This window comes from Halobacterium bonnevillei, assembly GCF_009831555.1.
GTDB lineage: Archaea > Halobacteriota > Halobacteria > Halobacteriales > Halobacteriaceae > Halobacterium > Halobacterium bonnevillei.
Genome location: NZ_WUUU01000003.1, coordinates 1 through 24,869, shown reverse-complemented (window position 1 = coordinate 24,869; position 24,869 = coordinate 1). Strand labels below are relative to the sequence as shown.

Below are 24,869 nucleotides of genomic sequence, written 5' to 3'. Positions count from 1 at the left end.
TGTCGGCGCTGCGGCGCTGGCCGGCAGCGGATCCCGGTGGCCGCCGCCCGCCAGAGAGCGTCCTCGTCGTACCAAACTCCCGGCGATTCGTCACTGCACACACTCAAAGAGCCGTTTGAATCTACGCCACCCTATTGCGGCTGGCTGTATTGGTCGGATGTATGAGCCGAGTCTCGTCCACCCGGGGACGTCTGTCGAGCGTGCTCGGCGCGGGCGTCCGGACGGTCGCGGGCAGCGCCGAAGCGGCGGCGTTCTGGGCGACTGTCCTCTTCCCGCTCGTCTACCCGGGTGCGTTCCTCGTTGCAGCAGCGTTCCCCGACCACGTCGCCCTCCAACCGCCAGTGCTCGTCGCGCTCCTCGCGTCGAACGTCCTCGCGCTCGTCGTCGGCCACCGATACCAGAACGAGGGCTGAGTGACTCGCCGGGACGCCAGCACTATTACCAACGGCGTGTGAGGAATCGGACACGATGGACAGCGAACGGACGAGGACGCTCGCCGGGGTCGCGCTGATTGCGGGAGGCGCCTGTACGGTACTCGGGTTCGTCACAGCGGAAGTGCTCTACCCGGGGTACAGCGCCGCCGACCAGACGATCAGTGCGCTCGGCGCCGAGGACGCCCCGGGGGCATCGCAGGCCGTGTTCAACGCCGCGATGATTCTCGGCGGCGTCCTGCTCGTCGGCGTCGCCGCAGCCCTTCACCGGCTCTTCGACAGCCGCGCGTTCACGGGCGTCACAGCCGTCACTGGCGTCGGGGTCGCCGGCGTCGGCGTGTTCCCCGCCCACACGGGGGCGCCGCACTTCGTCGCGGCGTTCGTCGCGTTCGGGGGCATCGGCGTCACAGCCCTCGTCGCGGGGTCGGTCCTCCGGGCGCCGTTTCGGTACGTCTCCGTCGCGCTCGGCGGCCTCGAACTGGTCGCGTTCGTCCTCTTCGTCGCACTCGGGGACGGGACGCCGCTGGGAATCGGCGGGCTCGAACGCTGGGTGGCGTACCTCGGCCTCCTGTGGGTGACCGCATTCGGCGGTTTCTTCCTCGCAGCCCCCGCCGGCGAGCAGCCGCCCGCCTGACAGTCGGGGACCCGGAGCGTCCGCCCGGTTCGGTCGGGTCCGCTGTAGCGTTCAGAATACCGATACAACAACATGGGCACGTCGAGAAGGAAGTCGTATGGGCGCAATCGAACTCGACGGGTTGACGAAGGACTACGGGGAGGTCCTCGCTGCCGAAGACCTCACGTTCTCCGTCGAAACGGGGGAGATCTTCGGGTACCTCGGTCCGAACGGAGCGGGGAAGACGACGACGATCCGGATGCTCCTCGGGTTCATCAGACCGACAGCCGGAACGGCTCGCGTGCTCGGCAACGACATCCGGGACCAGAAGGCGCTCATCGACGCAAAACGCCGGATCGGTCACCTCTCGGACGACCAGGCGTTCGACGAGCAGGCGACGGGCGCCGAGATTCTCGACCTGCACGCCGCGGTGAAAGGCGACGACCGGCGGGAGGAACTCCTGGAGATGTTCGAACCGCCACTCGACCGGCGAGTCCGCGAGTACTCCAGCGGGAACGTCCAGAAATTAGGGCTGGTGACCGCGTTCATGCACGACCCGGACCTCGTCATCCTCGACGAACCGACCGGTGGGCTCGACCCCCTCATCAAACACCAGTTCGCCGAGTTCCTCCGCGCGGAACGCGACCGCGGGGTGACCGTGTTCCTGTCCTCGCACATCCTGAGTGAGGTCCGCCGGCTCTGCGACCGCGTCGGTATTATCCGGGACGGTCGACTCGTCACCGTCGACCCGATCGAGTCGTTCCTGACGCGGAGCGGGAAAGTCGTCCGCATCAACAGCGCCGACCCGATTCCGATTGCGTTCGTGGACCTCGAGGGCGTCCACGACCTCGAAACCAGCGTCCCGGACGACGAAACGGCTGACCCGGAGACCGAGTTCACCGAGTGCACGTTCACCTTCACCGGTGACATCAACGCGCTGCTCGCTCGGCTACCGGACCACGAGATGGTCGACGTCTCGATCGAGGAAGCGCCGCTCGAAGACGTCTTCCTGCGGTTCTACGGGGGTGGCGAGGATGTTTGAGTTCGCGCGGTACGACGCTCGCAAGCGAGTCCGGGGCAGCGTGTACCTCTCAATCGGGATGTCGCTGCTGGCCGCCTTCGCAGTGTGGGCGTACCCGTCCTACAGCGAAGCGATGGACATGAACCAACTCCGCGACGCGTTCCCCGAGCCGATGATCCGGGCGTTCAACATCGAGACGATGGCCTCCCTCGAGGGATTCCTCTCCGTCGAGCTGTACATGTTCGGCTGGATCATCCTCCTTGGGTTGTACCTCGCGTACAGCGCCGCGAGTATCGTAGCCGACGACATCGACCGCGGCCGGATGGACACCCTCCTATCGATGCCGGTATCCCGGCAGCGACTCGCCACCGAGCGGTTCGCCGCCCTCGGTGTTCCGATACTCCTGGTGAACGTCGTCACACCTGTCGTGGTGCTCGTCTCCGCCCGGCTCATCGGCGAGTCACTGTCCGCCGCCGACGTCGTCGCGCTCCACCTGCTGTCGGTCCCGTACTTGTTCGCCTGTGCGGGCATCGGGTTGCTCGCGTCCGTCACCTTCGACCGCGCGAGCATCGCCCAGCGCGTCGCACTCGGCGTCACGTTCGCGCTCTACCTCGTCGAATCACTGCTTCGGGGGACGGAGTACGAGTCGGTGGGAGCGCTCGCACCGATGCGGTACTTCGATCCGAACGCGGTCCTGCTCGACGGAACGTACGACCTCGCAGGCGCGGCCGTACTCGTCGGGATGACCGCGGTCCTCCTCTTCGCGAGCCAGGCGTGGTTCGTCCACCGAGACATCTGACCGATTCTCACGATCCGTTCTCGGGCTTGCAATCAGCCCCGCGAATGCGGTCGGATAGCGTTCCGTCGGTGGCTCCGAGTCACGTCCACCCACACCATCAAGTCGGTCAGTGTCGTAGTGAAACCCACCGAAATTCACTGCGGCGAACAAACCGGGGCGTTCCGTCCCGGGGAATCAATTCCGCCCGGACGTCAGGACATGGCCGAGAACGACAAACAGGCGATCTACGAGCGCGCATCGATGGACAACCGCGTCGGGTACGGCGACGAGCCGGTGTTGCTGGTCGTCGACCTCCAGACAGGCTTCACCGACCCCGAGAACCCACTGGGCGGCGACCTGACCGACGTCGTTGCGCGAACTGATCGGCTCGTCGGCGCCGCCCGCGACGGCGACGTCCCGGTCGTATTCACGCGCATCGTCACGAAACACGACGACATGCGGGACCTCGGCGTCTGGGGCGAGAAGATACCGAGCCTGGAGACGCTGCACGCGGACGGCGAGTGGGTCGACGTCGACCCGCGACTCGACGTCCGCGAGGAAGACCACGTGCTCGACAAACAGCAGGCCAGCGCGTTCCACGAAACCGAACTGAACTCGATGCTCGCGTACTTCCGGGCCGACACCGTCGTCGTCACAGGGTGTACGACCAGCGGCTGCATCCGTGCGTCCGTCGTTGACGCCTGCTCACACGGGTATTACACCATCGTTCCGGAGGACGCGGTCGGCGACCGCGCCGTCGACCCCCACGAGGCGAATCTCTTCGACATCAACGCCAAATACGGGGACGTCAGACCTGTCGAAGAAGTCGCCGGCTATTTAGAGAGCGGCGGCGCCCAGACACCGCAGTGCAGCGAGTGACGCTCGTCCGTCCACAGGAACGGGGCTCGTGAACGACGACAGGGACCGCTACGCCCAGCGCAAGTAGCGCACGTGGGTCACCGGCTACCTTCACGTCTGCAGCGAGACGCACCCCCATCGAACGCGCACGGCGAGCATCCACGGCCCCGAAACGACGACCAGAGTGCGAATCGTCGCGCCTTCGCTCAAACGGTCGCGTCGGTCCACGAAGTTACGAGCACGCAAACCAGACCTCGGGCGGTACCAAGTGGGGCACTGAACGAGGACGGCAGTGAGAGACCGCTCTCGGGGACCCAGGTAGAGCGGTACATCACGATGAAATGGGAGCGTGAGTTCGTTGTCGGTGGTGTCCAGGAGCGGTCCAAGATATACGGAAATCGAACATTAGCGAATAACATAACTAATCAGATAAATAGTATCGGGCGGGATCGATCCCGTCCCCCGCGGATCCGTCCCGCTGCGATTGGGGTACGAAGCCACGGAGAGACAGGCCGAGCGAAGGCAACGTGGACCGGCGATGGGGCTTCAAACGTGGTTTCAGCGTGAATGAGGTGGCAGAGCCCCGGAATCCGTGCTAGAGGTATTCTGACGTAGAAATCCCGTGTTCAATTCGGGGAGTATCGCGCCGATTCGGCGCTGTTGCGAACGGTCAGTCATTCTCACTTCGGTGTGGGGACAGAGTCTCCTCCGTCGATTTCGAGACGTGCCTACGATTGCGCGTGACCTGACGTCGTACAGGAGCCCCGATAATAGTCATTCCAGCACATACTGTTTTTGTCTGATAAATTTTGGCTGTTTCGTGACGCCGGAGCGGAGACGGCACCGTCGGTCGAGAAACGTCCGCTCGTCGCCACATATCATTACAGGCATAGTTACGTAATCATAAGGAGCGTACCGGTTGCTCAGACCGAATCACCGACCTCGAAACTGGAGTAGTCTTCGACGACGGAGCAGACTGTGGTCACGCCGTGATTGCGTCAGGATCCACTGGCCTCGCTTGTTCGCGACAGCTCTCGAAGAGATCGACTGCCCACGAGTGGACAGTGTCGTCATCGGTCAGCAACCCCCCTTTGAGAACGCCGTCCTCGTCGGTGAGGTTCATTCCCACGGCACCGTCGACGATCCCCACCGAAATCGGGATATCCTCGTGGACGAACCAGCTCGTGGTCTCCGCCTCGACCATGTCCCGGAAGCGCCGCATTGAGGGTGGATGGCCCCGGATCGTATCCAGGATATCGGGGGTGATGACCAGTTCGAGGCTGGTGTCGCCTTGCACGGTTAACTCCCGCTGGTTTTCGATGAATACAGGCGCAACCGTGCGTGCGACACCCCGAATCCGGTCGCCAGAGCGATGAAATTCGACGATCCGTCGTACGATGGCCGTCGCATCACTCCCATCGGGACAGAGTATCTCTGCGTCGCGGAGACATCGGACGTCGAACGTCAGCAGATCGGACGGAAAATGTTGCAGGGGGCCTCGTAGCCTTTGCTCGGCCGCTATCTCGGCCACCAAGCCAGAAAACTCGTCGTACACCCAGGTGCCGAGCGGCGTCGCTCGGTACTCCTGTCCCGAGCGCCTGATCCACTCGCGCGCTTCAAGCTCGTCGAGGATCCGAGCGATGGTGACCCGCGACGCATCGACCTGCTCGTTGATTTTATTACGACTTCGCGGCGCCTCGACGAGTAGCTCGAAGACCGCGACGCGGTTCTCCGAGTTCGCGAGAAACGCAACGTCGTCGAGTGCGGCATCCATGTCAAGCGATAGCCCGGACCACCATACGAATCTATGGCGTAGAAACGTATTGCCCAGATGGTGATCAAGAACCGGGGGTATCTAGCCGAAGTCGCTCTCGGCTTCGGCGTGTTCACCCTGTGAACAGCGAAGATTCTGTGAACGGCGTACGTCCAGTGAAATCATGCTAATTCACGTCGCACATGCTAACGCGCCTCGTGATGCTGAGGTGGCAAACGAAAGAATTGCTGGCTGAGGCGTCAACGGAGAGGTAGACCTAATGTCAACCGCAAGTAATGTCGACGATCCGGCTATCGAACAGTTTCAGGAGGGGCTTCGAGGGCAACTGTTCCGCCCCGAGGATTCAGAGTACGACGACGAGCGGACGATCTACAACGCGATGATCGACAGGTATCCGCGGCTCATCGCCCAGTGCGCCACTGTTGCGGACGTGATCGCGGCCGTGAACTTCGGCCGCGAGCAGAATCTCGAGGTAGCGATCCGTGGCGGTGGCCACAATGGTCCGGGTCTGGCACTGGTCGACGACGGGCTCGTCGTCGACCTCTCCGAGATGACAGGCATCCGGGTCGACCCCGATGCGCAGACCGCGCGAGTCGAACCCGGATGCACCTGGGGCGACGTGGACCACGCGACCCACGCGTTCGGGCTGGCGACCCCCAGTGGCGTCATCTCAACGACTGGTGTCAGCGGCCTGACTCTGGGCGGCGGCCACGGCTATCTAACGCGCAAATACGGCCTGACAATCGACAATCTGGTGAGCGCTGACGTCGTGTTGGCCGACGGGCAATTGGTTCACGCGAGCGAGGACGCGAATCCGGACCTGTTCTGGGCGCTGCGGGGTGGCGGCGGCAACTTCGGTGTGGTCACGTCCTTCGAGTACGAGCTGCATCCAGTGGAGACGGTGGTCGCCGGGCCGATGTTGTGGTCGATCGACGAGCTCGAGCCCACGATGCGCTGGTATCGACAGTGGCTGCCACAGGCTCCCGAGGACGTGTACGCGTTCTACATGGTCGCCGAAGTCCCCGGCGACCCCTTCCCCGAGGCAATCCACGGAGAGAAGGTCTGCGGACTCATGTGGTGCCACTTGGGATCGGAGGATGACGCCGAAGCTGCGTTTCAGCCGGCCCGCGACGTCGCCGAACCACTGTTCGAACACATCAACCCGATGCCGTATCCGGCGCTGCAGAGCATGTTCGACGACCTCTATCCGCCGGGCGATCAGTGGTACTGGAACGGTGACTTCGTGCACGACCTGACCGACGAGGTCATCGCGGCACACCGGCGCTTTGCCGAAGTGCCGACCCCGAAGTCGACGATGCACCTCTATCCAATCGACGGGGCTGTCCACCGTGTCGACAGGGAGGAGACAGCATGGAGCTATCGCGACGCGACCTGGTCGATGGTCATTGCGGGCGTCGACCCGGACCCGGCAAACGTCGAAGAGATTACCGACTGGGCCACGGAGTACTGGGAGGCGGTGCATCCGCATTCGGCCGCGGGCTCGTATGTCAACTTCATGATGGACGAGGGCGAAGACCGGGTTCGCGCCTCGTACGGCGACAACTACGAACGATTGCGGCAAGTGAAATCGAAATACGATCCCGAGAACGTCTTCCACGTGAACCAGAACATCGAGCCCGCCGACTGACGGCTCTATCGCTCCATTCTTCGACGCGCCAAGTTTCAGAGAGTCGGGCAGCGCGGCCGCGGTGAGAGCGGTGACAACACCGAGTCCGCGGACGGATCCCGAGTGGATGGGGGGAGTCAGGCTCGCCCCGGTTAGTTCCGAACGTTCCGGTACATGTACCGGGGAAACGTGCGCAAACTCCGGCGGAGTGCCCGCAGGAGTGCTCCGGTCGCGCTCCCGTCGTCCCCCACCGGCGTTCGTGAAGACTTCAGGTCTCGTCTCGGACCCACTCTTCGAGGACAAACGCTTCGTATTCCTCGCGGTCGGTCAGCCGCCATTCGTCGCGGTCCCACTCCGGGAAGTACGCGTCGCCCTCGTACTCGCCCGGAATCCGGCTGAGCGCCATCCGGTCGACGTGCGGCTGGAAGAGCTCGTAGATGCCGGCGCCGCCGATGACGTACGCCCGATTCGCTCCGAGCGCGTCTGCCGTGGCGACCGCGTCGTCAACACCGGACGCGTGGTGGGCCGACTCGACCCCGAAGTCGGACTGCGAGCGGCTCAACACGATCTGGGCGTTCCCCGGAAGGTTCTCGCGCATCGACTCGAACGTGACGCGCCCGAGAATCACTGGCGCGTCCGCGATGCGCTCGCGGTACTGTCGTTTGTCCGCCTCGACGCTCGGCCAGGGGAGTTCGCCGTCCCGGCCGATGACGCCGTTGTCAGCGACCGCGGCGACAGAGACGAGATCCATGGTGTCGAACGGAACGACCCGGGCCACCTTCAATCCCGCGCGTTCGGTTGCCGACTCAACTGACAACCGCGTCCGTCTCGTCGAACGGCCGGATGCGCGGCGAGTAGGAGAACAGCGGCGGCGGTTCCGAGATTCAGGTAAACCGTTGGTCGAGCGAATCCGACCGCGACCTCCACGAGCACCCACACGACGAGCGCGACGGCCACGCCCGCGGCCGCGAGCCATCCCCACCAGCGCCCCGTGTGGAGGGCGTAGCACGCGACGACTGGAGGGAACCAGAACGCCACAGCGAGCACGACGCCCGGAACCAGGAAGTCCGCGAACGGGGTGCCGTTCAGCGTGCCCGTCGAGAGCCCGACGAGCCCGCCCGAGGGGTCGACAACAAGTGCGACGCCGCCAGCGAGTGCTCGGACGGACAGTTGCGCGAGGGCAGCGACCAGCAGCCAGTGGACGAGCGGGCGGTCGAAGCGTTGCACACGCGGACAGCGAAGCCCTCACAACACTAAGGTTTCGGTGGGCGCGTGGCGGGTTTGGTACGTGTGGGGCTCGAAGTGAGTGGGAAGTCCCGGCGCGCTCCCCGTCGACGGCAATCCGGACCCGATCACCGTCTTGCAGGACGTACTCGCTGGGCGTGACCGCTTCGCCGTTCACAGCGACAGTCGCTGACGTTCCCTGGTCGCTGTCCCGGTAGGTCGTGCTATGGTCGGTCACCGAGTCGGCCGAGACGTCGAAGCCCGACGTCGTCATCGCGTAGTCCAGCGAAACGTCCTTTGCGCGGAGGTGCCATCGGGTTCCGCCCGCGTTCACGAAGTGAAGCGGGTCCGCCTGGAGTCGATAGCGGTCCCGACTGAAGTCCACGCGGTCGCCGTCGACGATCATCTCGATGCTGCCGTGGTAGTGCACGGTGCCGATGCCGGACATCGAGCGCCCGCGGGTGCGGTACGACGACGACTGGGTGCGCGACCCGATAAGTTCCGTGGGGAGGGGGGAGAGAAGAGAGCGGAGGCATTACCGCGGTCAGCGGGGGCAATCCGAGGGACACTGCCGGGCGAGCCTTTCGACGATTGCGGCGGCGGGCTCGCGGTCGACGTTCGGGGTATCGTCGCTGGAGGCGTAGTCGTCGAGACGGACGCAGATACGCTCGTACTCGAAGGCAGTGAACCGGAACGCGTCGCTCTCGGCCTTCTCGAGAATGGCGAGAGCGACGGCCGGCTCCGGGCCTGTTTCGGCATCCAGTGCGCATTCGAGGGAGTCGAGAACGGCACTGTGGAGGGCCCACTGCTCGGCGAGCGAGAACTCGAGTTCGGACTCGGGTGCGGTGGTTGTTCCGTCGGCCATTGGGTTTCCCACCGTGAGTCGCTAACCTACAGAAACTACTGCGCCCCTGGTGCACGTAAACGTATGGCAACCACGCCGAAACCACGTAACCGGACAGTGAGAGGGCGGGCCGACACAGCCGGGTACTGCGTCTGCCGCGAGACCCGCGAACGAACAGCAAGCCAGCCCGACCAGACGCAGTGAGCGTTACTGCGGCGGATCGTCGGTCTGCCCGGGAACGCCGCGCCCCCGGTAGAAGTCGCCGGCCCAGCTCCCGATCCAGATGTCCTGGTTCGCCGTGTACAGCGCCCACGCCGTCGTGAACGTGTCGTCGACGACCGACCATTCGTCGCTGTCGGTGTCGTACTCGACGGCGTCGCTGTAGACTGCGGCCTGCCCGTGTTCGCCGCCCGCAGCGGGCGGCAACGGCAGCGTGAACTCCGCGCTCTCGTCGCGACTCGGCGGCCGTTCGGCGCGCTGGAGCCGGCCGCGGTTGAACGTCTGGTCGAAGTACCGCGCGTACGTGGACTGGACGTCGCGGTCCAGCAGGACGTCCGCAGCGTTGATGCCGCCGGTGACGTCACCGGCGTCCCGGGACGTGATGCGATAGGTGGAGTCGTCGACGTCGGACGCGAACGTGCCGGCCTCGTCGTCCCACAGTTCGCCCAGCATGTAGTCGAGGGTGTCCTCGGCGAGACTCGCGTGGTCGACGCCGTCGAGTTCGGACGCCCACAGGAGTCCCTGGACGACCGCGCCCTGGGCGGCGGCCTGGTTCTCGCCGGCGCCGGCCATCCGGCCGCTGGATTCGACGTCGGATTCGACCGCGCTGGCGAGTGCATTCGCGTAGTCCACGGCGGCGGACTGCAGGTCTTCGCTGCCGGCCTGCGTGCCGAACCAGCCGACCGCAGCGAGCATCTGCCCGAGGTCCCGCGTCGACCCCATCTCGACGACGTCCGCCGGGTCGAACAGGGCCATCGTCGCCTGCCCGAGTCCGTCTGTCAACTGCTGGATTTCGTTCGCGGGAATCAGCGGCTCGGGGTTGACGTAACCGAACCAGTCGTTCTGCGCGAGACTTGTGAGCCCCGAGAGGAACCACAGCATCGCCGAATGGTGGTTCGGCCGCGCAGTGTCGTCGACGACAGTGCCGTCGCCGGGCCGGAACTCCGAGACGAGTTCCAGCGACTCGCCCTTCGTTAGGGCGCCGTTCCCCTCGGGCCCGCCCGCGATGAGCGTCGCGTTCACGCCGATCTGTGCGAGCGTCGAAAGTATCTGCGCGCGGAACTTCGCGGCGAGTTCCGGGGGCAGCGTCTCGAAGTGCTCCTGGAAGTTCTTCGCCCACGTCACGCCCTTGAGGTGCGTCCACGCCAGCGAGGACGGACTCACGACCTTCGAGGACTGTTCCACGTCCCACGTGAGCGTGGACGCGTCCGGGCGGCCGTCGCCCGCGTCGAAGACGGGTTGCTCCGTGAAGTGCGGGTCGCCCTCCGTGAACGCTGCCATGTTCAGGTTCGGGTTCCGGATCGGCGGCTTGTCGACGGCGGCGCCCTCGAGCATCGCCGGCACCCGCTGGTCGAAGGCCGCCTGTTGGTCCTCGTTGTGGGGGAAGCGCACGCCGTTGCCGCTCATCGCGATGTTCGTGCTCATGTTGTACAGCGAGTACCAGTAGGAGTCCCAGGTGGCGTCGCGCCACGCGTACGACGCCTCCCCACCGTCGCCATCGCCGTCGCCGATACCCGCCACGTCGAGGAGGTGCGCGAGTTGCTCGCTGGCGGCGCTCCGTTCGACGTCGTCGGGTGCGGTCGTCCCTGGCCCACCCCGGGGGCCGTCGACGACGACGAGTCCGACCATGCCCAGTCCCTCGTGAGGCCGGCAGTAGTAGTTGTAGACGCCCGGCGTCTCGAAGGCGTGTTCGAACGCGTTACCGGCGGTGAGCGTCTTGGAGTCGAACGGCGAGGCGTCCTCGGGGACGCGCTGCGACTTGTCGTGGTCGGGGTGGTACGCCGTCGCCGAGTGACTCCCCTCCGCGATGTTCCACGTGACGATCGCGCCCTGTTCGACCCACACCACGGCGGGCGTGAAGACGTTCTGCCCCGCACCCTCGTCAGAGGAGAGGACCGTCGCGTCGACGGTCACTGACCCCTGCAGGTCGTCGGGACCGCCGAGCTGGTCGGCCCCGGGGACCGACTCCGAGTCGCTCGCCTGCGTCGGCTGCTGCGTGGTCGGCTGTGCCTCGGCCGTCGTCTGCCCGTCGGTGGTCTCCCCATCGGCGCTCTGGGGGCTGTTACAGCCAGCCAGCGCGCTGAGAAGGGCCGCGGCGCTAACGTTGAGGAGAGTTCGACGATTGATATCACTCCGTTGCATGCCTACGAGGGGTATCGCGACCCGACCTAATCACCTTCAGCGAACCCCGAACTCACTGGGTACGGCCGCAGTTACGTGGTGAGCCCAAGGTTAGTCGATGAGCCTTCGCCACCCGCGCGATCGCACACGGGCCGCCCCGAGACTCGAGTTATCGCTGTTAGGGACCGCTGCAGCCGAGCGCTCGATCAACCCCGGTCAGGGAACTTTTTCGTTAGACGTCCGCAGACTCCGGGTCCGAGGGCTCGGCGAGGTTCTCGAGACCCCAGTCCCGCATCGCGATGATGACGGGTTCGAGTGACTGGCCGTGCTGGGTGAGCGAGTACTGCACGCGGACGGGTTTCTCGCTGATGACCTTGCGTTCCACCAGTTGCTTGTCTTCGAGGTCGTCGAGGCTGTCAGAGAGGACCTTGCTGGAGATGCCGTCGACGTCGGCTTTGAGTTCGTTGAAGCCGGACTCGCCGTTCTCGAGGAGGCGATGGATGATGACGGGATGCCACTTCTTCCCGATGAGCGAGGACGTGGTCGTGACCGGGCACCAGTCCTCCCCGACGCACCACACTTCCAGTTGGCCCACGACGTCTTCCGCTTCTTCGGAAGTCATGTGGTAGCATGTTTCCGCCAGCCGCTTAATAGTTACCAGTTATAACCTGGTTACAACGAGTAATCCGCCCGTACGCGCAGTCGCGCCCCCCGCTACGCTCGACCCACCGCAGTGAATGGTACGTACCCTGATTACTCACTCGTTCAATAATAGGCATAGAAATACGTTTTCGCTTACTGGTGTGCGTTCATATCGATGTCCGATCATACTCAACGAGTCTCTCAGCCCGCTGTGTATCCCCCACACGTGGGATTCCAATTCCCCTCGAGCAGTCTCCGGCGACGAGAACCCCCCTGCTAGTATATCTCCTCAGAGCGCCTCTCTGAGGTATGGTGTCAAAGATAACGATATTCGAACCGCACTTCGACGACGCACAGTTCGGCCCGTCCGTGATGGACAGTGAAGCCGCCAGCGAGTCCGCGGAACCGGACGACAAAGCGGTAGACGCTGAGGGGTCACGAGGTCCCTCCGCAGGCCGAGCCGTATTCGTCCTCGGGGCGCTCGCGGCGGGGCTTCTGGCCGGCCTCGCGGCCGTTCGACGGGCGCGCCGGGCGGACCCGGAGTCTGTCGAGATCGAAGAACGAACGGCTGACGAAATCGCCGCAGAGTAGTCCCGGCGAATCGTCGAGTACTCCCGGCGTGACCGTCGCGTCGAGTACCACGCCACGTCCGTCGTTCCCAAGAATGTAGAACCAACGACCGGTGCTACGTTCGTTGCTGTCGAAGAACATATATGAACAAATTAGTGAAATCAATCGCGAGTCTCCTCGTCGGGATACTCGCTTTCGTCGTCGTCGGGGTCGCCGTGACCGAAGCGCTCTCGCCGTACGTCTGGCCGTCCCTGATGCTCGGAGTGCCGGCCGGGCTCGTCGCCGGAGCAGTCGCGCTGCCGCTCACGTATCTCGGTCTGACGTACTGGGGTGAGCGCCGCGAGACGGGACAGGCCTCAGAGAAGACGCGGCGCCGGCTCCGGACGCTGGCCGGTGCGACAGTCGGCTTCGCCGGCGGTGGCGGGCTCGCCGTAGCGGTCGTCTGGACGCAGGCCGTGGGGCTCGCGTCGGCGATGCTGTTCGCGGGCGTCCCGGTCGGCGTGCTCTCGGCAGTCGTAGTCGGGTACCTCGCGTACCGGAGCGGCCCCGGTGACCAGCCACAGCAGGGCTCGACGGCGCACTGAGCGATCGGCGAGACGACCGCCGCCCCGTCACTGTGCCCGCGCGACGACGAGCACCGGAACGTCGACGGTCCTGAGCACGGTCGAAGCGACACTTCCCAGCAGCTGGCGCTGTAGATTCGACCGGCCGTGTGAGCCCATGACGACGAGGTCGACGTCCTCGCTGTCGACGTACGAGCGGATGCCGCCAGCCGTCCCGTCGTACGACGTCGCGCGCTCCACCGCTGTCTCGACGTCGACGCCGGCGCCGGATTCGTCGACGTCGCCGGCGACGCTGGAAACGGCCGCTCGTCCTCTCGCCTCGAGTCGTTCGACGAACTCCGGTTCGAGTCCGCCGGCGTCGAACACGCCGCCCGCCGCCTGCAGGTCGACGACGTGCAGCGCGTGAATCCTCGCGTCGTGTGTCTCCGCGAGCGCGATGGCGTGAGGCGTCGCTCGCTCCGCGTTCTCGCTGCCGTCTGTCGGGACGAGGATGCGGGAGTACTCGGTGTCGTCGCCCGTCAGTTCGGCTTCCGCCGGGACGACCAGCACGGGCGCGGGACTCTGGTGGAGCACCCGTTCGGTGACCCCGCCCAGCAGTCGCTTCCCGAGGCCGGTCATTCCCTGTCGTCCGAGCACCACCAGGTCCGCATCCCGTTCGGCGACGTTCTCGCAGATCGCGGGCGCTGGCTTCCCGTCAAGGAGCGTCGTACTGACTGACTGACCGGCCTCCGACGCGAGCGCTTCGATTTCGTCCAGGAGCGATTCGCCGCGGTCCCTGAGTTCGGCCCGCTCGTCGGCCGTCCGCGTGAGACCGAGCGCGGATTCCGGGACGACGTGGAGGACGTCCACGGCGGCGTCGAACCTCGCCGCGAGTTCGAGGCCACGCCTCGCGGCGTGTTTCGCTTCGTCACTTCCGTCGACGGCGATGAGGACCCGCTCGTACATACTCCTGTCCTGAAATTCCGACCGCACGCTCTTCACTGTTTGCAGGCGCGGGGCCGGCTACTCCTGTGTTCACCCGGGGAGGACGACGTTGATGGCGGCGACGACCAGTCCGGCGAGTCCCATTCTGGCCGCGGCGACGTACCACCGCTGGCCGGAAATCGAACCCATGTACGCGCCGAACACCCCCAGTACGCCCACGCCCAGGCCGACCGCGATCAGGGCGGCCTCCTGCATCGTCACGAACGCGCCTTCGAAGGCGAACGGAAGCAGTGGCACGAGGATTCCGATCAGCGGCCCGAGTCCGCTGAGCGTGGCGTGCAGGAGTCGGGCACCGCTCTGCTCGCGCTGAATCCGGGTGTCGTCGAGGTCTGTCAGCATCGCCCGCTCGATGCGCCGGATTTCGGCCCTGGTTTCGGCGCGTTCGATCTCCCAGACGCTCCACACTGCGGACGTGCCGAGGCCGACCGCCGCACCGACCCCGATCTTGATGACCGTGGTTCCGTCGGGCACTCCCGACAGCACGGCGCCGACGACAATTCCGATACTCGTGAGCGTCCCGTCGAAGCCGTTCGAGATGAAGTAGCGCCGCGAAATCGCGACGACGTCCTCCCGGCCGAGAAGCCGCGTCAGGCGCTGGCGGAGCGACGGCACGGCTGTCAGGCGTCCTGGAGCGTCCGGCGGTCGGTGACGACCTGCTCGCCACACGCCACCTGGTCGACGGAGTGAACGCTCCCGCCGAGGTTCTCGATGGCGTCCTCGACCGCCTCGAAGTCGAGGTCAGTCCCCTCGAAGGTCAGCTTGACGTTCTGGACCTCCTGGTCCAGTTCGATGAGCGACGACGTCACGCCGTCGACGTGCTCCGTCTCGGCGACGCTGGTAGTGAACTCGAGGAGCGGCGGTTCGTGCGGTTTCAGTACGTCGACGACCAGGCGTCGGACTGGGGGCATGGTTCGATGTCTCGTCCGGGGGCAGTAAAAACATGTGCCGATGGTAACTGGTCTCCGCCTGCTCCCCAGTCGGTCCCCTCCCTCCCGAAGTGCGGACCTCAACTGGCTTCCCCACTACCGCCGCGTGGGAGGTACCGCTTTATCGCGGCGACGACGGCCACGTAGCCCGGTAGCGCGACGGCGAGGACGACCGCGACGAGCCCCCAGTCCGCGAGCCCGAGCGACACCGTCCCGAAGTACTGGCGCAGCGGCGTGTACAGCACGGCGAGCTGGAGCAGCAGCGACCCGGCGACCGAGAGCGCGAGCCACGGATTCGAGAACGTCGGGGTTTCCCGGAGCCACCGGATCACGTACAGCTTCTCGAACTCGAGGGCGACGAACGCCGTGAACACCATCGTCATCACGTACGGCGTGACGGCCGGCAAGCCGTCGAGCGTGTAGAACAACAGCCCGAGCATGACTACCGTCGACACGCTCCCCGCACCCCCGATGAGGCCGAGCATCTGCCCGTCGACGATTCCGCGGTCGGGGTCTCGCGGCGGCCGGTCCATCACGTCGCCGCTCTGCGGGTCCGCTCCGAGCGCCAGTGCGGGCAGTCCGTCCGTGAGTAGGTTGATCCACAGCAACTGAACCGCCGGCAACACGAGATAGCCGAACAGCGACGCCAGGAACACGATGGCGACCTCCGCGATGTTCGCGCTGAGCAGGTACGCGACGAACTTCCAGACGTTGTCGAAGATGGCCCGGCCGCGCTCGACGGCTCGCTCGATGGTCGCGTAGTTGTCGTCAAGCAGCACCACGTCGCTCGCGTTCTGGGCGACGTCGGTCCCGCGTTCCCCCATTGCGACGCCGATGTCCGCGTTCTTCAGTGCCGGCGCGTCGTTGACGCCGTCGCCGGTCATCGCGACCACGTGGCCGTTCGCCTGGAGCGCCTGCAGGATTCGCACCTTGTGTTCCGGCGCGGTCCGAGCGAAAACGTCGACGGACTCGACTCGCTCGCCGAGTTCGTCGTCGTCCAGCTGTTCGACGTCGTTGCCCTCCATCACCGCCCGCCCCATCCCGAGCGTCTCCGCAATCGCAGCGGCGGTGCGGACGTTGTCGCCGGTGACCATCTTCACGTCGATGCCGGCCCGTCCGGTCGCAGCGATCGCGTCCGCGACCTCCCTGCGCGGCGGGTCGATCAGTCCGACCAGACCGCCGAACACGAGGTTGTCTGCCACGTCGTCGGCGTCCGAGACGTCCTCGGCGTACCCGACAGCCAGCACGCGGAGGGCGTCGTCAGCGAACGCGTTGACCTGGTCACGCACGCGGTCGGCGGTCTCCGGCGTGAGTTCCCTCGTCCCGTCCGCCGTCGCTATCTTCGATGCCTTCGAGAGAATGACCTCCGGTGCGCCCTTGACGTACGCGACGTCGTCGTGGACGGTCGCCATCCACTTCGATTCCGACGAGAAGGGAATCTCGTCAGTTCGCGGGGTGCGGTCCCGGAGCGCCTGGACGTCGAATCCGTGGTCTGTCGCCGCGCGGACCAGCGCCTGCTCGGTCGGGTCGCCCTCGTCGGTCGTCGCGTCGTTGCAGAGCGCGCCGGCCCGCAACAACAACCCGACGCGTTCGTCGAGTGAGCGCTCGCCGGACGCATCAGCGGGCTCGTCGAGTGAGCGCTCGGTGGCGACGTCAGCCGTCTCGTCGAGGTCCACGACGTCGTCGTTCACCCACACTTCGCTGACGGTCATCTGTCCCTCGGTGAGCGTCCCGGTCTTGTCGGTACAGATGACGTCGACGGAGCCCAGGGCCTCGACGGCGGGCAGCCGACGGACGAGCGCGTTCTCGTCCGCCATGGCTCGCACACCGATCGCGAGCGTCAGCGTCACGACGGCCGGCAGTCCCTCCGGAACTGCAGCAACGCCGAGTGACACCGCAGTCAAGGCGGCCTGGAGCGGCGTCGTATCACGGAGCAACAGGAGCGGCACGACCAGTGCGGCAAGCGCCAGTACCCCGAACCCCAGTCGGCGGCCGAGGCGGTCCAGTTCTCGCTGGAGCGGCGTCTGTGTCTCCGCTGCGGCCGCGAGTTCCCCCGCGATTGCGCCGACCTCAGTATCCATTCCCGTCGCGGCCACGACGGCGGTCGCCCGCCCGCGGAGCACGTTCGTCCCCTTGTACACCATACTGGCGTGTTCCGCGAGCGGTGCGTCCGGGTCGACCGGCTCCGGGGACTTCGACACCGGCACGCTCTCCCCCGTGAGCGCCGCCTCGTCGACCTCGAGGTCCGTCTCCTCGAGCAGTCGGGCGTCCGCGGGGACGACGGCCCCGCTCTCCAGTTCGATGACGTCCCCCGGGACGAGTTCACTCGCGTCGACCGAGACTGCGCTGCCGTCCCGCCGCACCGTCGCCGTCGGCGCCGTCAGGTCGCGGAGCGATTCGAGGCTCTGCTCGGCGCGGTAATCCTGCACGAACCCGAAGAGGCCGTTGGCGACGACGATGACGGCAATGAGGATGGCGTCGACCGTGTGGCCGGCCCAGACCGAGATCGCAGCGGCGGCCAGCAGCACCCAGATGAGGACGCTGTCGAACTGCGCCACGAAGATGTCCAGCGGTGTGCGTTCGCTCACGCGGACGACTTCGTTCTCGCCGTGCTCGGCGAGCCGTCGGTCCGCCTCTTCGGCGGACAACCCCTCTGCGGTCGTTTCCTGGGCCGACAGCACCGTGTCGGCCGGCCGACTATGTGGACCCTCTGTCACGTTCGAACTGACAGCTCCCGCCCTCTTGGAAGTTAGTGTAGAGGTACGTTGTCCGAGCAGTCCGTCGGTGCGGGACTCGGCGGGTAGTTTCGTGGCAGCGGACCGACCCCGAATGTCGAGGACCCTATATGTGTCTCGGTTACGTAGCGCTACGCATGGAGCACGTCGAGTACGTCTACACCAGTGGAATGAGCGAGTCCGACCTCGAGAATCGGCTCCGTGCCGGCAACCACGGCGTCCTCGGGTTGGCGGACAGCGACGACGCGTACGTGGTCCCGTTGAGCTATCACTACGACGGCGAGCGCGTTCTCCTCCGAGTGAGCGAGCACGACGACAGCGAGAAGGTGGCGTACCTCGAGACGACTCAGACCGCGACGTTCGTCTGCTACGCGGCGTCAGCGGACGAGTCCTGGAGCATCCACATTCGTGGACCGGTCACCGAGTGGGACGGGGACGTCGACGAGAAGACGCTCAACGAGTGGTTTCCCCCGTTCCGCCTGTTCGGTGAATCGACCGAGACCGTCGAATTCTCGCTGTACGAACTCGAGATGGAGTCCGTTACGGGACGGAAAACCATATAGATATTCGCGCCGAAAGGGGACGCCTCCGGGGACACGGCGGTCGTCCCGCTGCGACCGTAAAACCGCTCCGTCTCTCGAACGGGCGGCGAACTCCCTGCACACGCTGCTGAGCGGTCGACTGGCCGCACCACGTTCGAACGAGTCGGTCGGTCGCGGGATTGCCGGTTGTTGAACCCTTTTTCGCGGGGGGACCGAACCCACGAACGACTATGAGTGACGAACCAGACGAGGGCCTCGACTTCGTGCAGTTCGGTGAGACGGGACTCCAGACCAGCGAACTCCAGTTCGGGACGTGGCGGTTCGGCCGCGAGAACGAGGCCGGCAACCTCGAAATCGGCGAACAGCGAGCGAAAGAGCTGTTGACCGCGTACGCCGAGGCGGGCGGCCGGTACATCGACACGGCGGACGTCTACGGCGGCGGGAAGAGCGAGGAGTGGATCGGCGACTGGCTGTCCGACCGCGACCGCGAGCGCTACACCATCGCGTCGAAGATCTTCTGGCAGACGCGCGACGGCGACCCGAACAGCTGGGGCACGAACCGGAAGAACGTCCGGGACCGCATCGACGGCATCCTCGAGCGCCTCGGCACCGACTACGTAGACGTCCTCTACATCCACCGGTGGGACGACAAGACGCCGACCCGGGAGCTGATGCGGACGCTGAACGGCCTCGTCGAAGCCGGAAAAGTCCACTACCTCGGCGCTTCGACGCTCCGGCCGGACGCGTGGAAGGTCGCGCGGGCGAACGAACTCGCGCGCAGCGAGGGCTGGGAGCCGTTCTCGGTGCTCCAGCCGCGGTACAACCTCGTCGACCGTGAGGTCGAGGGGGACTACCTCGAGATGGCGCGCGACGAGGGGCTGGCGGTGTGCCCGTGGAGTCCGCTCGCCCAGGGCTTCCTGACCGGCAAGTACGACCGCTCCGAGGGACTCACCGGCGAATCGCGAGCCAGCGAGTCGTCGCGCTGGGAGGAGAACTACCTCACGGGCGAGAACTTCGACGTGCACGACGAACTGGACGCCGTCGCCGACGAAGTGGATGCGACGCCGGCCCAAACCGCGCTCGCGTGGCTGGTGCACCGGGACGGCGTCACCGCGCCAATCGTCGGCGCGCGGACCGTCGACCAGCTCGAGGAGAACCTCGGCGCGGCGGCCATCGACCTCAGCGAAGAGCAAGTGCAGCGGCTCACCGAAGCCAAGGACGGTCCGTACGCCGGCCTCTAGGCCCGGCCACGCAGCCCCACCTGGCGCACTCGAAGCCGATCCTCAAATCCCACAGCGCGTCTTCCTCCGGGCCCCTCGCTTGACGGCTCATTCCGGCAACCCTGACGACGAGCGCGCGTCTCCTCGACGCCCCGGCACTGGTGACTGGGATACCACGTCAGTGAACACTCCTCGAGACGGCGCTCCGCCACCGCGGAAGTCGTCCACAAATACCCATATCTACTGATAGTACAGAAAATTTTGGTTAGTTTATCATAACTATATCCGTAGAGATCGCTTACTGACTGTCAATTGCCGTAAGTACGTCCGCAACAGCAATCGTAGAACACAGTATCCCCAGGCAGTCGAGCGAAACTGAAAAAAGTAATCCTCCACCGTAAGGCCGTACAGGCTGAGAATGTGCCACGAACGCGTTTCAAACCGGCGAGGGCGTCGGAATTAGCAGAGATTTTAGTATTTGCCGAAAATATAAGAATTCTATTCTAAATGGGGGCCGCGGGTGCGCCCGCCTTAGCATAACGAAAGTACGCCTGTTATAGTTAGTGCTGCTCTCCGGGGCGTCGATTCGGGAAATGCGAACGCTCGTCTCGGTCGGTGCTCGTCCCGTGGTGACCAGGAACCGCTGTACAGTGACCCGAATGGAAGGGATGGGCAGGCCATCCCGTACCTGGATAGGGCGACATAAACGCTGACCTGGGGCGACGACACTTAAATAGCTCCGCGATTCTGCCCCGCCTGCGCCCCGTGCTTCGTAAAATACGAACACGAGCATCAGTACTGGTGTGACATCACGTGTCAACCCCGCCATCCCACTATCTTGCACACTTCGAACAAGAGTATAATCGTTCGTGCGGGGAGGCGTTCGGATTTCCAGAATGTCGGTCCACCTCGAGCGATCTGTCCCCCGCGAGCAATCAGGCGTGCGAGAGGTTCAGCTCGATTATGTTCTTCGCGTTCCGGAGCTGTTGCTTGATCTCGTCGTCGATGCGGGACTGAGACATCCGGCTCGTCGGCCCGGTGACACTGATTGCGCCGACGACGTCGTCGCCCTGGAGGATCGGCGTCGCGACGCAGTTGAGACCGGAGATTCGTTCCTCGTCGTCGTACGAGAACCCCTCCGAGCGAATCCTGTCGAGTTCAGCGAACAGCTCCTCGCGGTCCGTGATCGTGTTCTCGGTCTTCTGGGGGAGGCCGTAGCGGTCGAGGATGGCCTCGACCCGGTCCTCGGGCAGATTCGCAAGGAGCGCCTTCCCGATGGCGGTTGTGTGGAGGAGGATCTGCTGACCGTTGTACGAGTCGATTTTCACGGCGTTCTCGCCCTTCTTCCGGTAGATGAACGTTCCGCGGCCGTCCTGTTCGACGAGGAGGTTCGCGAGTTCGCCGGTCTCCTCGGCGACCGTCTCCAGTTCCGGTTCGGCGACCGGGTACAGGGGCACCCGGGTCCGAGCGTACGCGCCGAGGTCGAGGAACCGCAGACCGACCTCGTAGGTACCGTCGTTCTCGACGACGTAGCCGTGGTGGACGAGCGTTTTGAGGTAGTTGTGGACGCTGCTCTTCGGGAGGTCCACCGCGTCGGTCGCCTCGGAGAGCGTCGCACCGTCTGCAGCCTTCAGGAACTCCACGAGTTCGAGGGTCCGTTCGGCCGTCTTGACCGGCGTCCTCGGCCCGGCGTCGCTTTGTGTCATACCCTCACAAACAGCGTTCGGGAAGAAAAACGTTCGGTTCGGATTTCCCGAATTCGGTCAGACGATTCTGTTCCAGGGGTCGCGGTCGCTGCCGAGGATGCGAGCGTTCGTCCTGACGAGCGTCGCGACCTTCTCGCCGTAGTTGTTCGACTGCGCTGCCGCGTGCGGGGTCACCACGACGTTGTCCATCTCCCAGAGCGGGGACTCGTCCGCGAGTGGTTCTGTCGCGAACACGTCCAGTGCCGCACCGGCGATCTCATCGCCCCGTAGCGCGGCCTCGAGCGCCGGCTGGTCGACGATTCCGCCGCGGCTCACGTTCACCAGGTAGGCGTCCTCGCGCATCGCGGCCAGCACCTCCGCGTCGACGAGGCCCCGGGTCGACTCCAGCAGTGGCGTCGTCAGGACGACGAAGCGCGCGTTCTCCACGGCCGCCTGGATGCGACCGACGTCGTACACCCGGTCGAGACCCAGCGCGGCCACTGGACGGACGTCCACGCCCCAGACGTCCATTCCGAGCGCCGCTGCCCGCGTCGCGACGCTGGATCCGAGCGCGCCGAGACCGACCACGCAGACGGATTCGCTGCCGAGTTCGAACGGGCGCTGCCACGGGATGCGCTCCCAGTCAGCGTCGCGCTGCTTGTCCCGGTAGCGGTGGAGGCCCTTGGCCTGCGTGAGCATCAGGCCGAGCGCCGTCTCCGCCACGAGGTCGCCAGCGATCCCCGTGCTGTTGGTCAGCGTGATTCCTCGTTCCTCGTAGGCGTCCAGCGGGAAGTCGTCGTAGCCGGAGCGAATCGTGTGCACCCAGTCGACGCTGCCGAGGAACTCATCGTGGTGGTAGACCGTGACCGCGGCGTCGCAGTCGTCGAGGTCGGTCGCGTCGCGGACGACGACGTCACAGTCGAGGTCGCCGAGTTGGTCGCGGAGGTGAGTCGGCGGACACGGGTGGTCGCCCCACGCCACGATAGCCAGTCGCTGGACGGCCGTTGGAACTGTCATACCCTACCGTCTGCGCGAGCGGGCCTAACTCTTTGGCAGGGCAGCGATTGGCTCCGGGAGGTCATCGATTGAGCGTGTGGATCGCCCGTCCGCGAGCGTTCTCCGCGGCCTCCATCACCGCCTCCGAGAGCGTCGGATGCGTGTGAATCGTGCGGGCGACGTCCTCGAGGGTCGCGCCGAGTTCGATTGCGAGCGTGACCTCGGCGACGAGTTCGGAAGCGTCCGGTCCGACAATCTGCGCGCCGAGCACGAACTCGTCGTCGCCGTCAGCGACGAGCCTGACGAATCCGTCGTCGTTGCCGGTGGTGAGCGACCGGCCGTTCGCGCGGAACGGCATCTGACCGACCACCGGGTCGAATCCGGCGTCCGCGGCTTCGACCTCGGTCATGCCGACGGTCGCGATCTCCGGGTCAGTGAACACCACGCTGGGCACGGCCTGATAGTCCAGTGCCGCGGGCTCGCCCGCGATGACTTCGGCGGCGACGACGCCCTCCTGGCTGGCCGTGTGTGCGAGCATCGGTTCGCCGGCCACGTCGCCGACAGCGTAGATGTGGTCGACGTCCGTGCGCGCCTGACCGTCCGTTTCCAGGAAGCCCCCGTCGGTCGGCTCGAGACCCGTTGCTTCCAGTTCGAGCGTGTCCGTGACCGGTTCCCGCCCGACCGCCACGAGCACTTTGTCGGCGGCGTACGTCGACTCCGCGCCGTCCTCCGTCTCCGTCGTGACGACGATTCCATCCTCCGTGGACTCCCATTCGGCCGCGGCTTCCCCGAACCCGAAGTCGATGCCGAGGGCGGCCGCGCGCTCCTGGACGACCCCGGTGAGGTCGCTCCCGTAGCCTGGCAACGCGTCCTCGAGCATCTCTACGACGGTGACGTCCGCACCCGCTTTCGCGAACGTGGTCGAGAGCTCCATGCCGATGTAGCCGGCACCGACGACGACGAGTTCGTCGGGCACGGAGTCGGTGGCGAGCGCGTCCCGCGAGGACCAGACGGGGTCGGTCTCGAACTCGAACCCGGGCACCTGGATTGGGCGCGAGCCCGTCGCGACGATTGCGTGCTCGAATTCGATGGTCTCCATGCCCTGCCCGCTTCCGCCGTGGGCGATGCGCGCGGTGTGTTCGTCCTCGAACGCGGCCGTCCCCTCGACGAGGTTCACGCCGTTGGCCTTGCAGAGCTGCTCGACGCCGCCCGTCAACTGGTCGACGACGCCGTCCTTCCACTCGGCCATCGCCGCCATGTCGATGTCGGGGTCGGCTACGACGCCCATGACCCCGCCGTTGCCCGCGTCGTGGGCGACGTCCGTCGCCGTGATGAACGCCTTCGAGGGAATACAGCCGTAGTTCAGGCAGGTCCCCCCGTAGGCGTCTTTCTCGACGAGCGTCACGTCGAGGTCGTGTTGGGCCGCCCGAATCGCCGCGACGTACCCACCGGGACCGCCCCCGATGACGAGCACGTCAGTGCCGGTCGCTATGTCACCCATTACCATGGAACTGGCTTCTCGGGCCGCTCGCAAAAGTCCACGTATTCCGGCCAGCGTTCGCGAGCGGCCGCGAACATGCCGCCATACAGTGTTCAAGCCGCGCCTCCGGACCTGTATCGTCGTTACAGCAGCAGGCGAGATGGCTGTCCGAGCAGTTCCTGGATGCGGTTCGTGAACTGCGCGGCGTCCGCGCCGTCGACGAGTCGGTGGTCCACGGAGATGGACAGCCGCATCGTCTCGCGGGCGACCACGTCGTCGTCGACGACCCACGGCCGCTTGGCGATGGGCCCCATCGCGAGAATGGCGGCCTCGGGGTGGTTGATAATGGGCGACGAGAACTCTCCGCCGATGACCCCGATGTTCGTGATGGTGAACGTGCCGCCCTGCATCTCCTCGCGGGAGAGGTCGCGGTTGCGAGCGCGCGTAGCGAGGTCGTCGATTTCGGCGGCGAGGTCCACGAGGCTCTTCCGGTCGGCGTGTTTCACGACGGGAACCATCAGGCCCGCGTCCGTCGCGACCGCGATGCCGATATTGTACTCGTCGTGGAGCACGATCTCCCCGGCGTCCTCGTCCAGGCTGGCGTTTAGGAACGGGAACTCCTGGAGCGCTCGCGTCACCGCCTTCACGACGAACGGGAGGTACGTGAGGTTGACGCCCTCCTGTTCCGCGGGCGCGGCGAGGTCCTCGCGCACGCCGACCAGGTCAGTGGCGTCGAACTCGTCGTGGTGGGAGACGTGCGGCGCGGTGTACTTCGAGCGCGCCATCTGCTCTCCGATGGCGCGGCGGATACCGCGGTAGGGGACCCGCTCCCCCGAGGACGGCCCTGCTGCGACCTCGCTCCCCCCGGCCTCCGCGGCTTTCTCGCCGGATTCGACGTACGTGCGGACGTCCTCGGGCGTCACGTACGCCTCGCCACTGCGCTGTTCGCTGGCCAGCACGTCGTTGATGTCGACGCCGGCCTCCCGGGCGAGTTGCCGGGTCGCCGGCATCGCGAG

24 protein-coding genes are annotated in these 24,869 nt (G+C 65.7%); 10 read left to right on the top strand and 14 right to left on the bottom strand.

Annotated elements, in window-relative coordinates:
• The first annotated feature begins 161 nt into the window (after window positions 1-161).
• From GRX66_RS01170 to GRX66_RS01150, 5 genes are all read left to right on the top strand, one after another.
• A complete protein-coding gene (locus GRX66_RS01170; protein WP_159524871.1) occupies window positions 162-413 on the top strand; it encodes a hypothetical protein in 252 nt (83 codons plus the stop codon).
• 55 nt (window positions 414-468) lie between these two features.
• Window positions 469-1,065 carry a DUF998 domain-containing protein gene (locus GRX66_RS01165; protein ID WP_159524870.1) on the top strand — a complete coding sequence of 199 codons (597 nt, stop codon included), beginning with the start codon at window positions 469-471 and terminating at the stop codon, window positions 1,063-1,065.
• A 97-nt stretch (window positions 1,066-1,162) separates the two neighbouring features.
• A complete protein-coding gene (locus GRX66_RS01160) occupies window positions 1,163-2,086 on the top strand; it encodes an ABC transporter ATP-binding protein (RefSeq protein WP_159524869.1) in 924 nt (307 codons plus the stop codon).
• Window positions 2,079-2,864, top strand: a complete 786-nt coding sequence (locus GRX66_RS01155) for an ABC transporter permease subunit (protein ID WP_159524868.1) — start codon at window positions 2,079-2,081, stop codon at window positions 2,862-2,864. Before GRX66_RS01160 ends, GRX66_RS01155 begins: the two co-directional genes overlap by 8 nt.
• A gap of 198 nt (window positions 2,865-3,062) precedes the next feature.
• Window positions 3,063-3,722 (top strand): isochorismatase family protein, encoded by a 660-nt coding sequence (locus tag GRX66_RS01150; RefSeq protein ID WP_159524867.1) that lies wholly within the window; start codon window positions 3,063-3,065, stop codon window positions 3,720-3,722.
• A gap of 961 nt (window positions 3,723-4,683) precedes the next feature.
• Here GRX66_RS01150 and GRX66_RS01145 read toward each other — a convergent pair.
• Window positions 4,684-5,475 (bottom strand): helix-turn-helix transcriptional regulator, encoded by a 792-nt coding sequence (locus GRX66_RS01145; RefSeq protein WP_159524866.1) that lies wholly within the window; start codon window positions 5,473-5,475, stop codon window positions 4,684-4,686.
• A gap of 259 nt (window positions 5,476-5,734) precedes the next feature.
• Between GRX66_RS01145 and GRX66_RS01140 the strand changes: the two genes are divergently transcribed.
• The gene (locus GRX66_RS01140; protein WP_159524865.1) at window positions 5,735-7,123 is read left to right on the top strand and encodes an FAD-binding oxidoreductase; all 1,389 of its coding nucleotides are present in this window, start codon (window positions 5,735-5,737) and stop codon (window positions 7,121-7,123) included.
• Window positions 7,124-7,370: 247 nt separating this feature from the next.
• On the opposite strand, the gene GRX66_RS01135 is transcribed toward GRX66_RS01140, so the two are convergent.
• The 5 genes from GRX66_RS01135 to GRX66_RS01115 all read right to left on the bottom strand — a co-directional run bounded on the left by GRX66_RS01135 (window position 7,371) and on the right by GRX66_RS01115 (window position 12,132).
• Complete coding sequence (locus GRX66_RS01135; protein WP_159524864.1) at window positions 7,371-7,853, bottom strand: dihydrofolate reductase; 483 nt, start codon at window positions 7,851-7,853, stop codon at window positions 7,371-7,373.
• Window positions 7,854-7,882: 29 nt separating this feature from the next.
• Window positions 7,883-8,329, bottom strand: a complete 447-nt coding sequence (locus GRX66_RS01130; RefSeq protein ID WP_159524863.1) for a hypothetical protein — start codon at window positions 8,327-8,329, stop codon at window positions 7,883-7,885.
• A 541-nt stretch (window positions 8,330-8,870) separates the two neighbouring features.
• On the bottom strand, window positions 8,871-9,191 hold the full coding sequence (locus GRX66_RS01125; protein WP_159524862.1) for a DUF7853 family protein: 321 nt from the start codon (window positions 9,189-9,191) through the stop codon (window positions 8,871-8,873).
• A 186-nt stretch (window positions 9,192-9,377) separates the two neighbouring features.
• Window positions 9,378-11,531: a plastocyanin/azurin family copper-binding protein gene (locus GRX66_RS01120; RefSeq protein ID WP_159524861.1), complete on the bottom strand. Its 2,154-nt coding sequence runs from the start codon at window positions 11,529-11,531 to the stop codon at window positions 9,378-9,380.
• 211 nt (window positions 11,532-11,742) lie between these two features.
• Window positions 11,743-12,132: a winged helix-turn-helix transcriptional regulator gene (locus GRX66_RS01115; RefSeq protein WP_159524860.1), complete on the bottom strand. Its 390-nt coding sequence runs from the start codon at window positions 12,130-12,132 to the stop codon at window positions 11,743-11,745.
• 329 nt (window positions 12,133-12,461) lie between these two features.
• Here GRX66_RS01115 and GRX66_RS01110 point away from each other — a divergent pair, with 329 nt between their 5' ends.
• Together GRX66_RS01110 and GRX66_RS01105 are read left to right on the top strand one after the other, a co-directional pair.
• Window positions 12,462-12,743, top strand: a complete 282-nt coding sequence (locus tag GRX66_RS01110) for a hypothetical protein (RefSeq protein ID WP_159524859.1) — start codon at window positions 12,462-12,464, stop codon at window positions 12,741-12,743.
• 134 nt (window positions 12,744-12,877) lie between these two features.
• Entirely contained in the window at window positions 12,878-13,306 is a 429-nt protein-coding gene (locus tag GRX66_RS01105) for a hypothetical protein (protein ID WP_201292871.1), read from the top strand.
• A gap of 27 nt (window positions 13,307-13,333) precedes the next feature.
• Here the strand turns inward: GRX66_RS01105 and GRX66_RS01100 are convergent, their stop codons facing one another.
• From GRX66_RS01100 to GRX66_RS01085, 4 genes are all read right to left on the bottom strand, one after another.
• Entirely contained in the window at window positions 13,334-14,230 is an 897-nt protein-coding gene (locus tag GRX66_RS01100; protein WP_159524857.1) for a universal stress protein, read from the bottom strand.
• A 69-nt stretch (window positions 14,231-14,299) separates the two neighbouring features.
• Window positions 14,300-14,881: a VIT1/CCC1 transporter family protein gene (locus GRX66_RS01095; protein ID WP_325063896.1), complete on the bottom strand. Its 582-nt coding sequence runs from the start codon at window positions 14,879-14,881 to the stop codon at window positions 14,300-14,302.
• A 5-nt stretch (window positions 14,882-14,886) separates the two neighbouring features.
• A complete protein-coding gene (locus GRX66_RS01090) occupies window positions 14,887-15,177 on the bottom strand; it encodes a DUF211 domain-containing protein (protein ID WP_159524856.1) in 291 nt (96 codons plus the stop codon).
• Window positions 15,178-15,275: 98 nt separating this feature from the next.
• The gene (locus GRX66_RS01085) at window positions 15,276-17,912 is read right to left on the bottom strand and encodes a cation-translocating P-type ATPase (RefSeq protein WP_325063895.1); all 2,637 of its coding nucleotides are present in this window, start codon (window positions 17,910-17,912) and stop codon (window positions 15,276-15,278) included.
• Window positions 17,913-18,067: 155 nt separating this feature from the next.
• Between GRX66_RS01085 and GRX66_RS01080 the strand changes: the two genes are divergently transcribed.
• Together GRX66_RS01080 and GRX66_RS01075 are read left to right on the top strand one after the other, a co-directional pair.
• Entirely contained in the window at window positions 18,068-18,493 is a 426-nt protein-coding gene (locus GRX66_RS01080; RefSeq protein ID WP_159524855.1) for a pyridoxamine 5'-phosphate oxidase family protein, read from the top strand.
• 209 nt (window positions 18,494-18,702) lie between these two features.
• Entirely contained in the window at window positions 18,703-19,713 is a 1,011-nt protein-coding gene (locus GRX66_RS01075) for an aldo/keto reductase (protein WP_159524854.1), read from the top strand.
• Between the two features lie 914 nt (window positions 19,714-20,627).
• Here GRX66_RS01075 and GRX66_RS01070 read toward each other — a convergent pair.
• The 4 genes from GRX66_RS01070 to GRX66_RS01055 form a co-directional block, all read right to left on the bottom strand.
• Entirely contained in the window at window positions 20,628-21,398 is a 771-nt protein-coding gene (locus GRX66_RS01070; RefSeq protein WP_159524853.1) for an IclR family transcriptional regulator, read from the bottom strand.
• A 57-nt stretch (window positions 21,399-21,455) separates the two neighbouring features.
• Window positions 21,456-22,394 carry a D-2-hydroxyacid dehydrogenase gene (locus GRX66_RS01065; protein WP_159524852.1) on the bottom strand — a complete coding sequence of 313 codons (939 nt, stop codon included), beginning with the start codon at window positions 22,392-22,394 and terminating at the stop codon, window positions 21,456-21,458.
• A gap of 61 nt (window positions 22,395-22,455) precedes the next feature.
• The gene (gene lpdA / locus GRX66_RS01060) at window positions 22,456-23,880 is read right to left on the bottom strand and encodes a dihydrolipoyl dehydrogenase (protein ID WP_159524851.1); all 1,425 of its coding nucleotides are present in this window, start codon (window positions 23,878-23,880) and stop codon (window positions 22,456-22,458) included.
• A gap of 116 nt (window positions 23,881-23,996) precedes the next feature.
• Window positions 23,997-24,869 (bottom strand): dihydrolipoamide acetyltransferase family protein (locus GRX66_RS01055; RefSeq protein ID WP_201292870.1); only part of this gene is annotated, 873 nt, incomplete at its 5' end.

Excerpts from the sequence above, each read along its gene's own strand:
- GRX66_RS01110 (WP_159524859.1), top strand. The coding sequence starts at position 12,462 with ATGGTGTCAAAGATAACGATATTCGAACCGCACTTCGACGACGCACAG.
- GRX66_RS01065 (WP_159524852.1), bottom strand. The coding sequence starts at position 22,394 with ATGACAGTTCCAACGGCCGTCCAGCGACTGGCTATCGTGGCGTGGGGC.
- GRX66_RS01120 (WP_159524861.1), bottom strand. The coding sequence starts at position 11,531 with ATGCAACGGAGTGATATCAATCGTCGAACTCTCCTCAACGTTAGCGCC.
- GRX66_RS01160 (WP_159524869.1), top strand. The coding sequence starts at position 1,163 with ATGGGCGCAATCGAACTCGACGGGTTGACGAAGGACTACGGGGAGGTC.
- GRX66_RS01170 (WP_159524871.1), top strand. The coding sequence starts at position 162 with ATGAGCCGAGTCTCGTCCACCCGGGGACGTCTGTCGAGCGTGCTCGGC.
- GRX66_RS01090 (WP_159524856.1), bottom strand. The coding sequence starts at position 15,177 with ATGCCCCCAGTCCGACGCCTGGTCGTCGACGTACTGAAACCGCACGAA.
- GRX66_RS01135 (WP_159524864.1), bottom strand. The coding sequence starts at position 7,853 with ATGGATCTCGTCTCTGTCGCCGCGGTCGCTGACAACGGCGTCATCGGC.
- GRX66_RS01115 (WP_159524860.1), bottom strand. The coding sequence starts at position 12,132 with ATGACTTCCGAAGAAGCGGAAGACGTCGTGGGCCAACTGGAAGTGTGG.
- GRX66_RS01125 (WP_159524862.1), bottom strand. The coding sequence starts at position 9,191 with ATGGCCGACGGAACAACCACCGCACCCGAGTCCGAACTCGAGTTCTCG.
- GRX66_RS01070 (WP_159524853.1), bottom strand. The coding sequence starts at position 21,398 with ATGACACAAAGCGACGCCGGGCCGAGGACGCCGGTCAAGACGGCCGAA.
- GRX66_RS01075 (WP_159524854.1), top strand. The coding sequence starts at position 18,703 with ATGAGTGACGAACCAGACGAGGGCCTCGACTTCGTGCAGTTCGGTGAG.
- lpdA (WP_159524851.1), bottom strand. The coding sequence starts at position 23,880 with ATGGTAATGGGTGACATAGCGACCGGCACTGACGTGCTCGTCATCGGG.
- GRX66_RS01150 (WP_159524867.1), top strand. The coding sequence starts at position 3,063 with ATGGCCGAGAACGACAAACAGGCGATCTACGAGCGCGCATCGATGGAC.
- GRX66_RS01155 (WP_159524868.1), top strand. The coding sequence starts at position 2,079 with ATGTTTGAGTTCGCGCGGTACGACGCTCGCAAGCGAGTCCGGGGCAGC.
- GRX66_RS01100 (WP_159524857.1), bottom strand. The coding sequence starts at position 14,230 with ATGTACGAGCGGGTCCTCATCGCCGTCGACGGAAGTGACGAAGCGAAA.
- GRX66_RS01140 (WP_159524865.1), top strand. The coding sequence starts at position 5,735 with ATGTCAACCGCAAGTAATGTCGACGATCCGGCTATCGAACAGTTTCAG.
- GRX66_RS01165 (WP_159524870.1), top strand. The coding sequence starts at position 469 with ATGGACAGCGAACGGACGAGGACGCTCGCCGGGGTCGCGCTGATTGCG.
- GRX66_RS01145 (WP_159524866.1), bottom strand. The coding sequence starts at position 5,475 with ATGGATGCCGCACTCGACGACGTTGCGTTTCTCGCGAACTCGGAGAAC.
- GRX66_RS01080 (WP_159524855.1), top strand. The coding sequence starts at position 18,068 with ATGGAGCACGTCGAGTACGTCTACACCAGTGGAATGAGCGAGTCCGAC.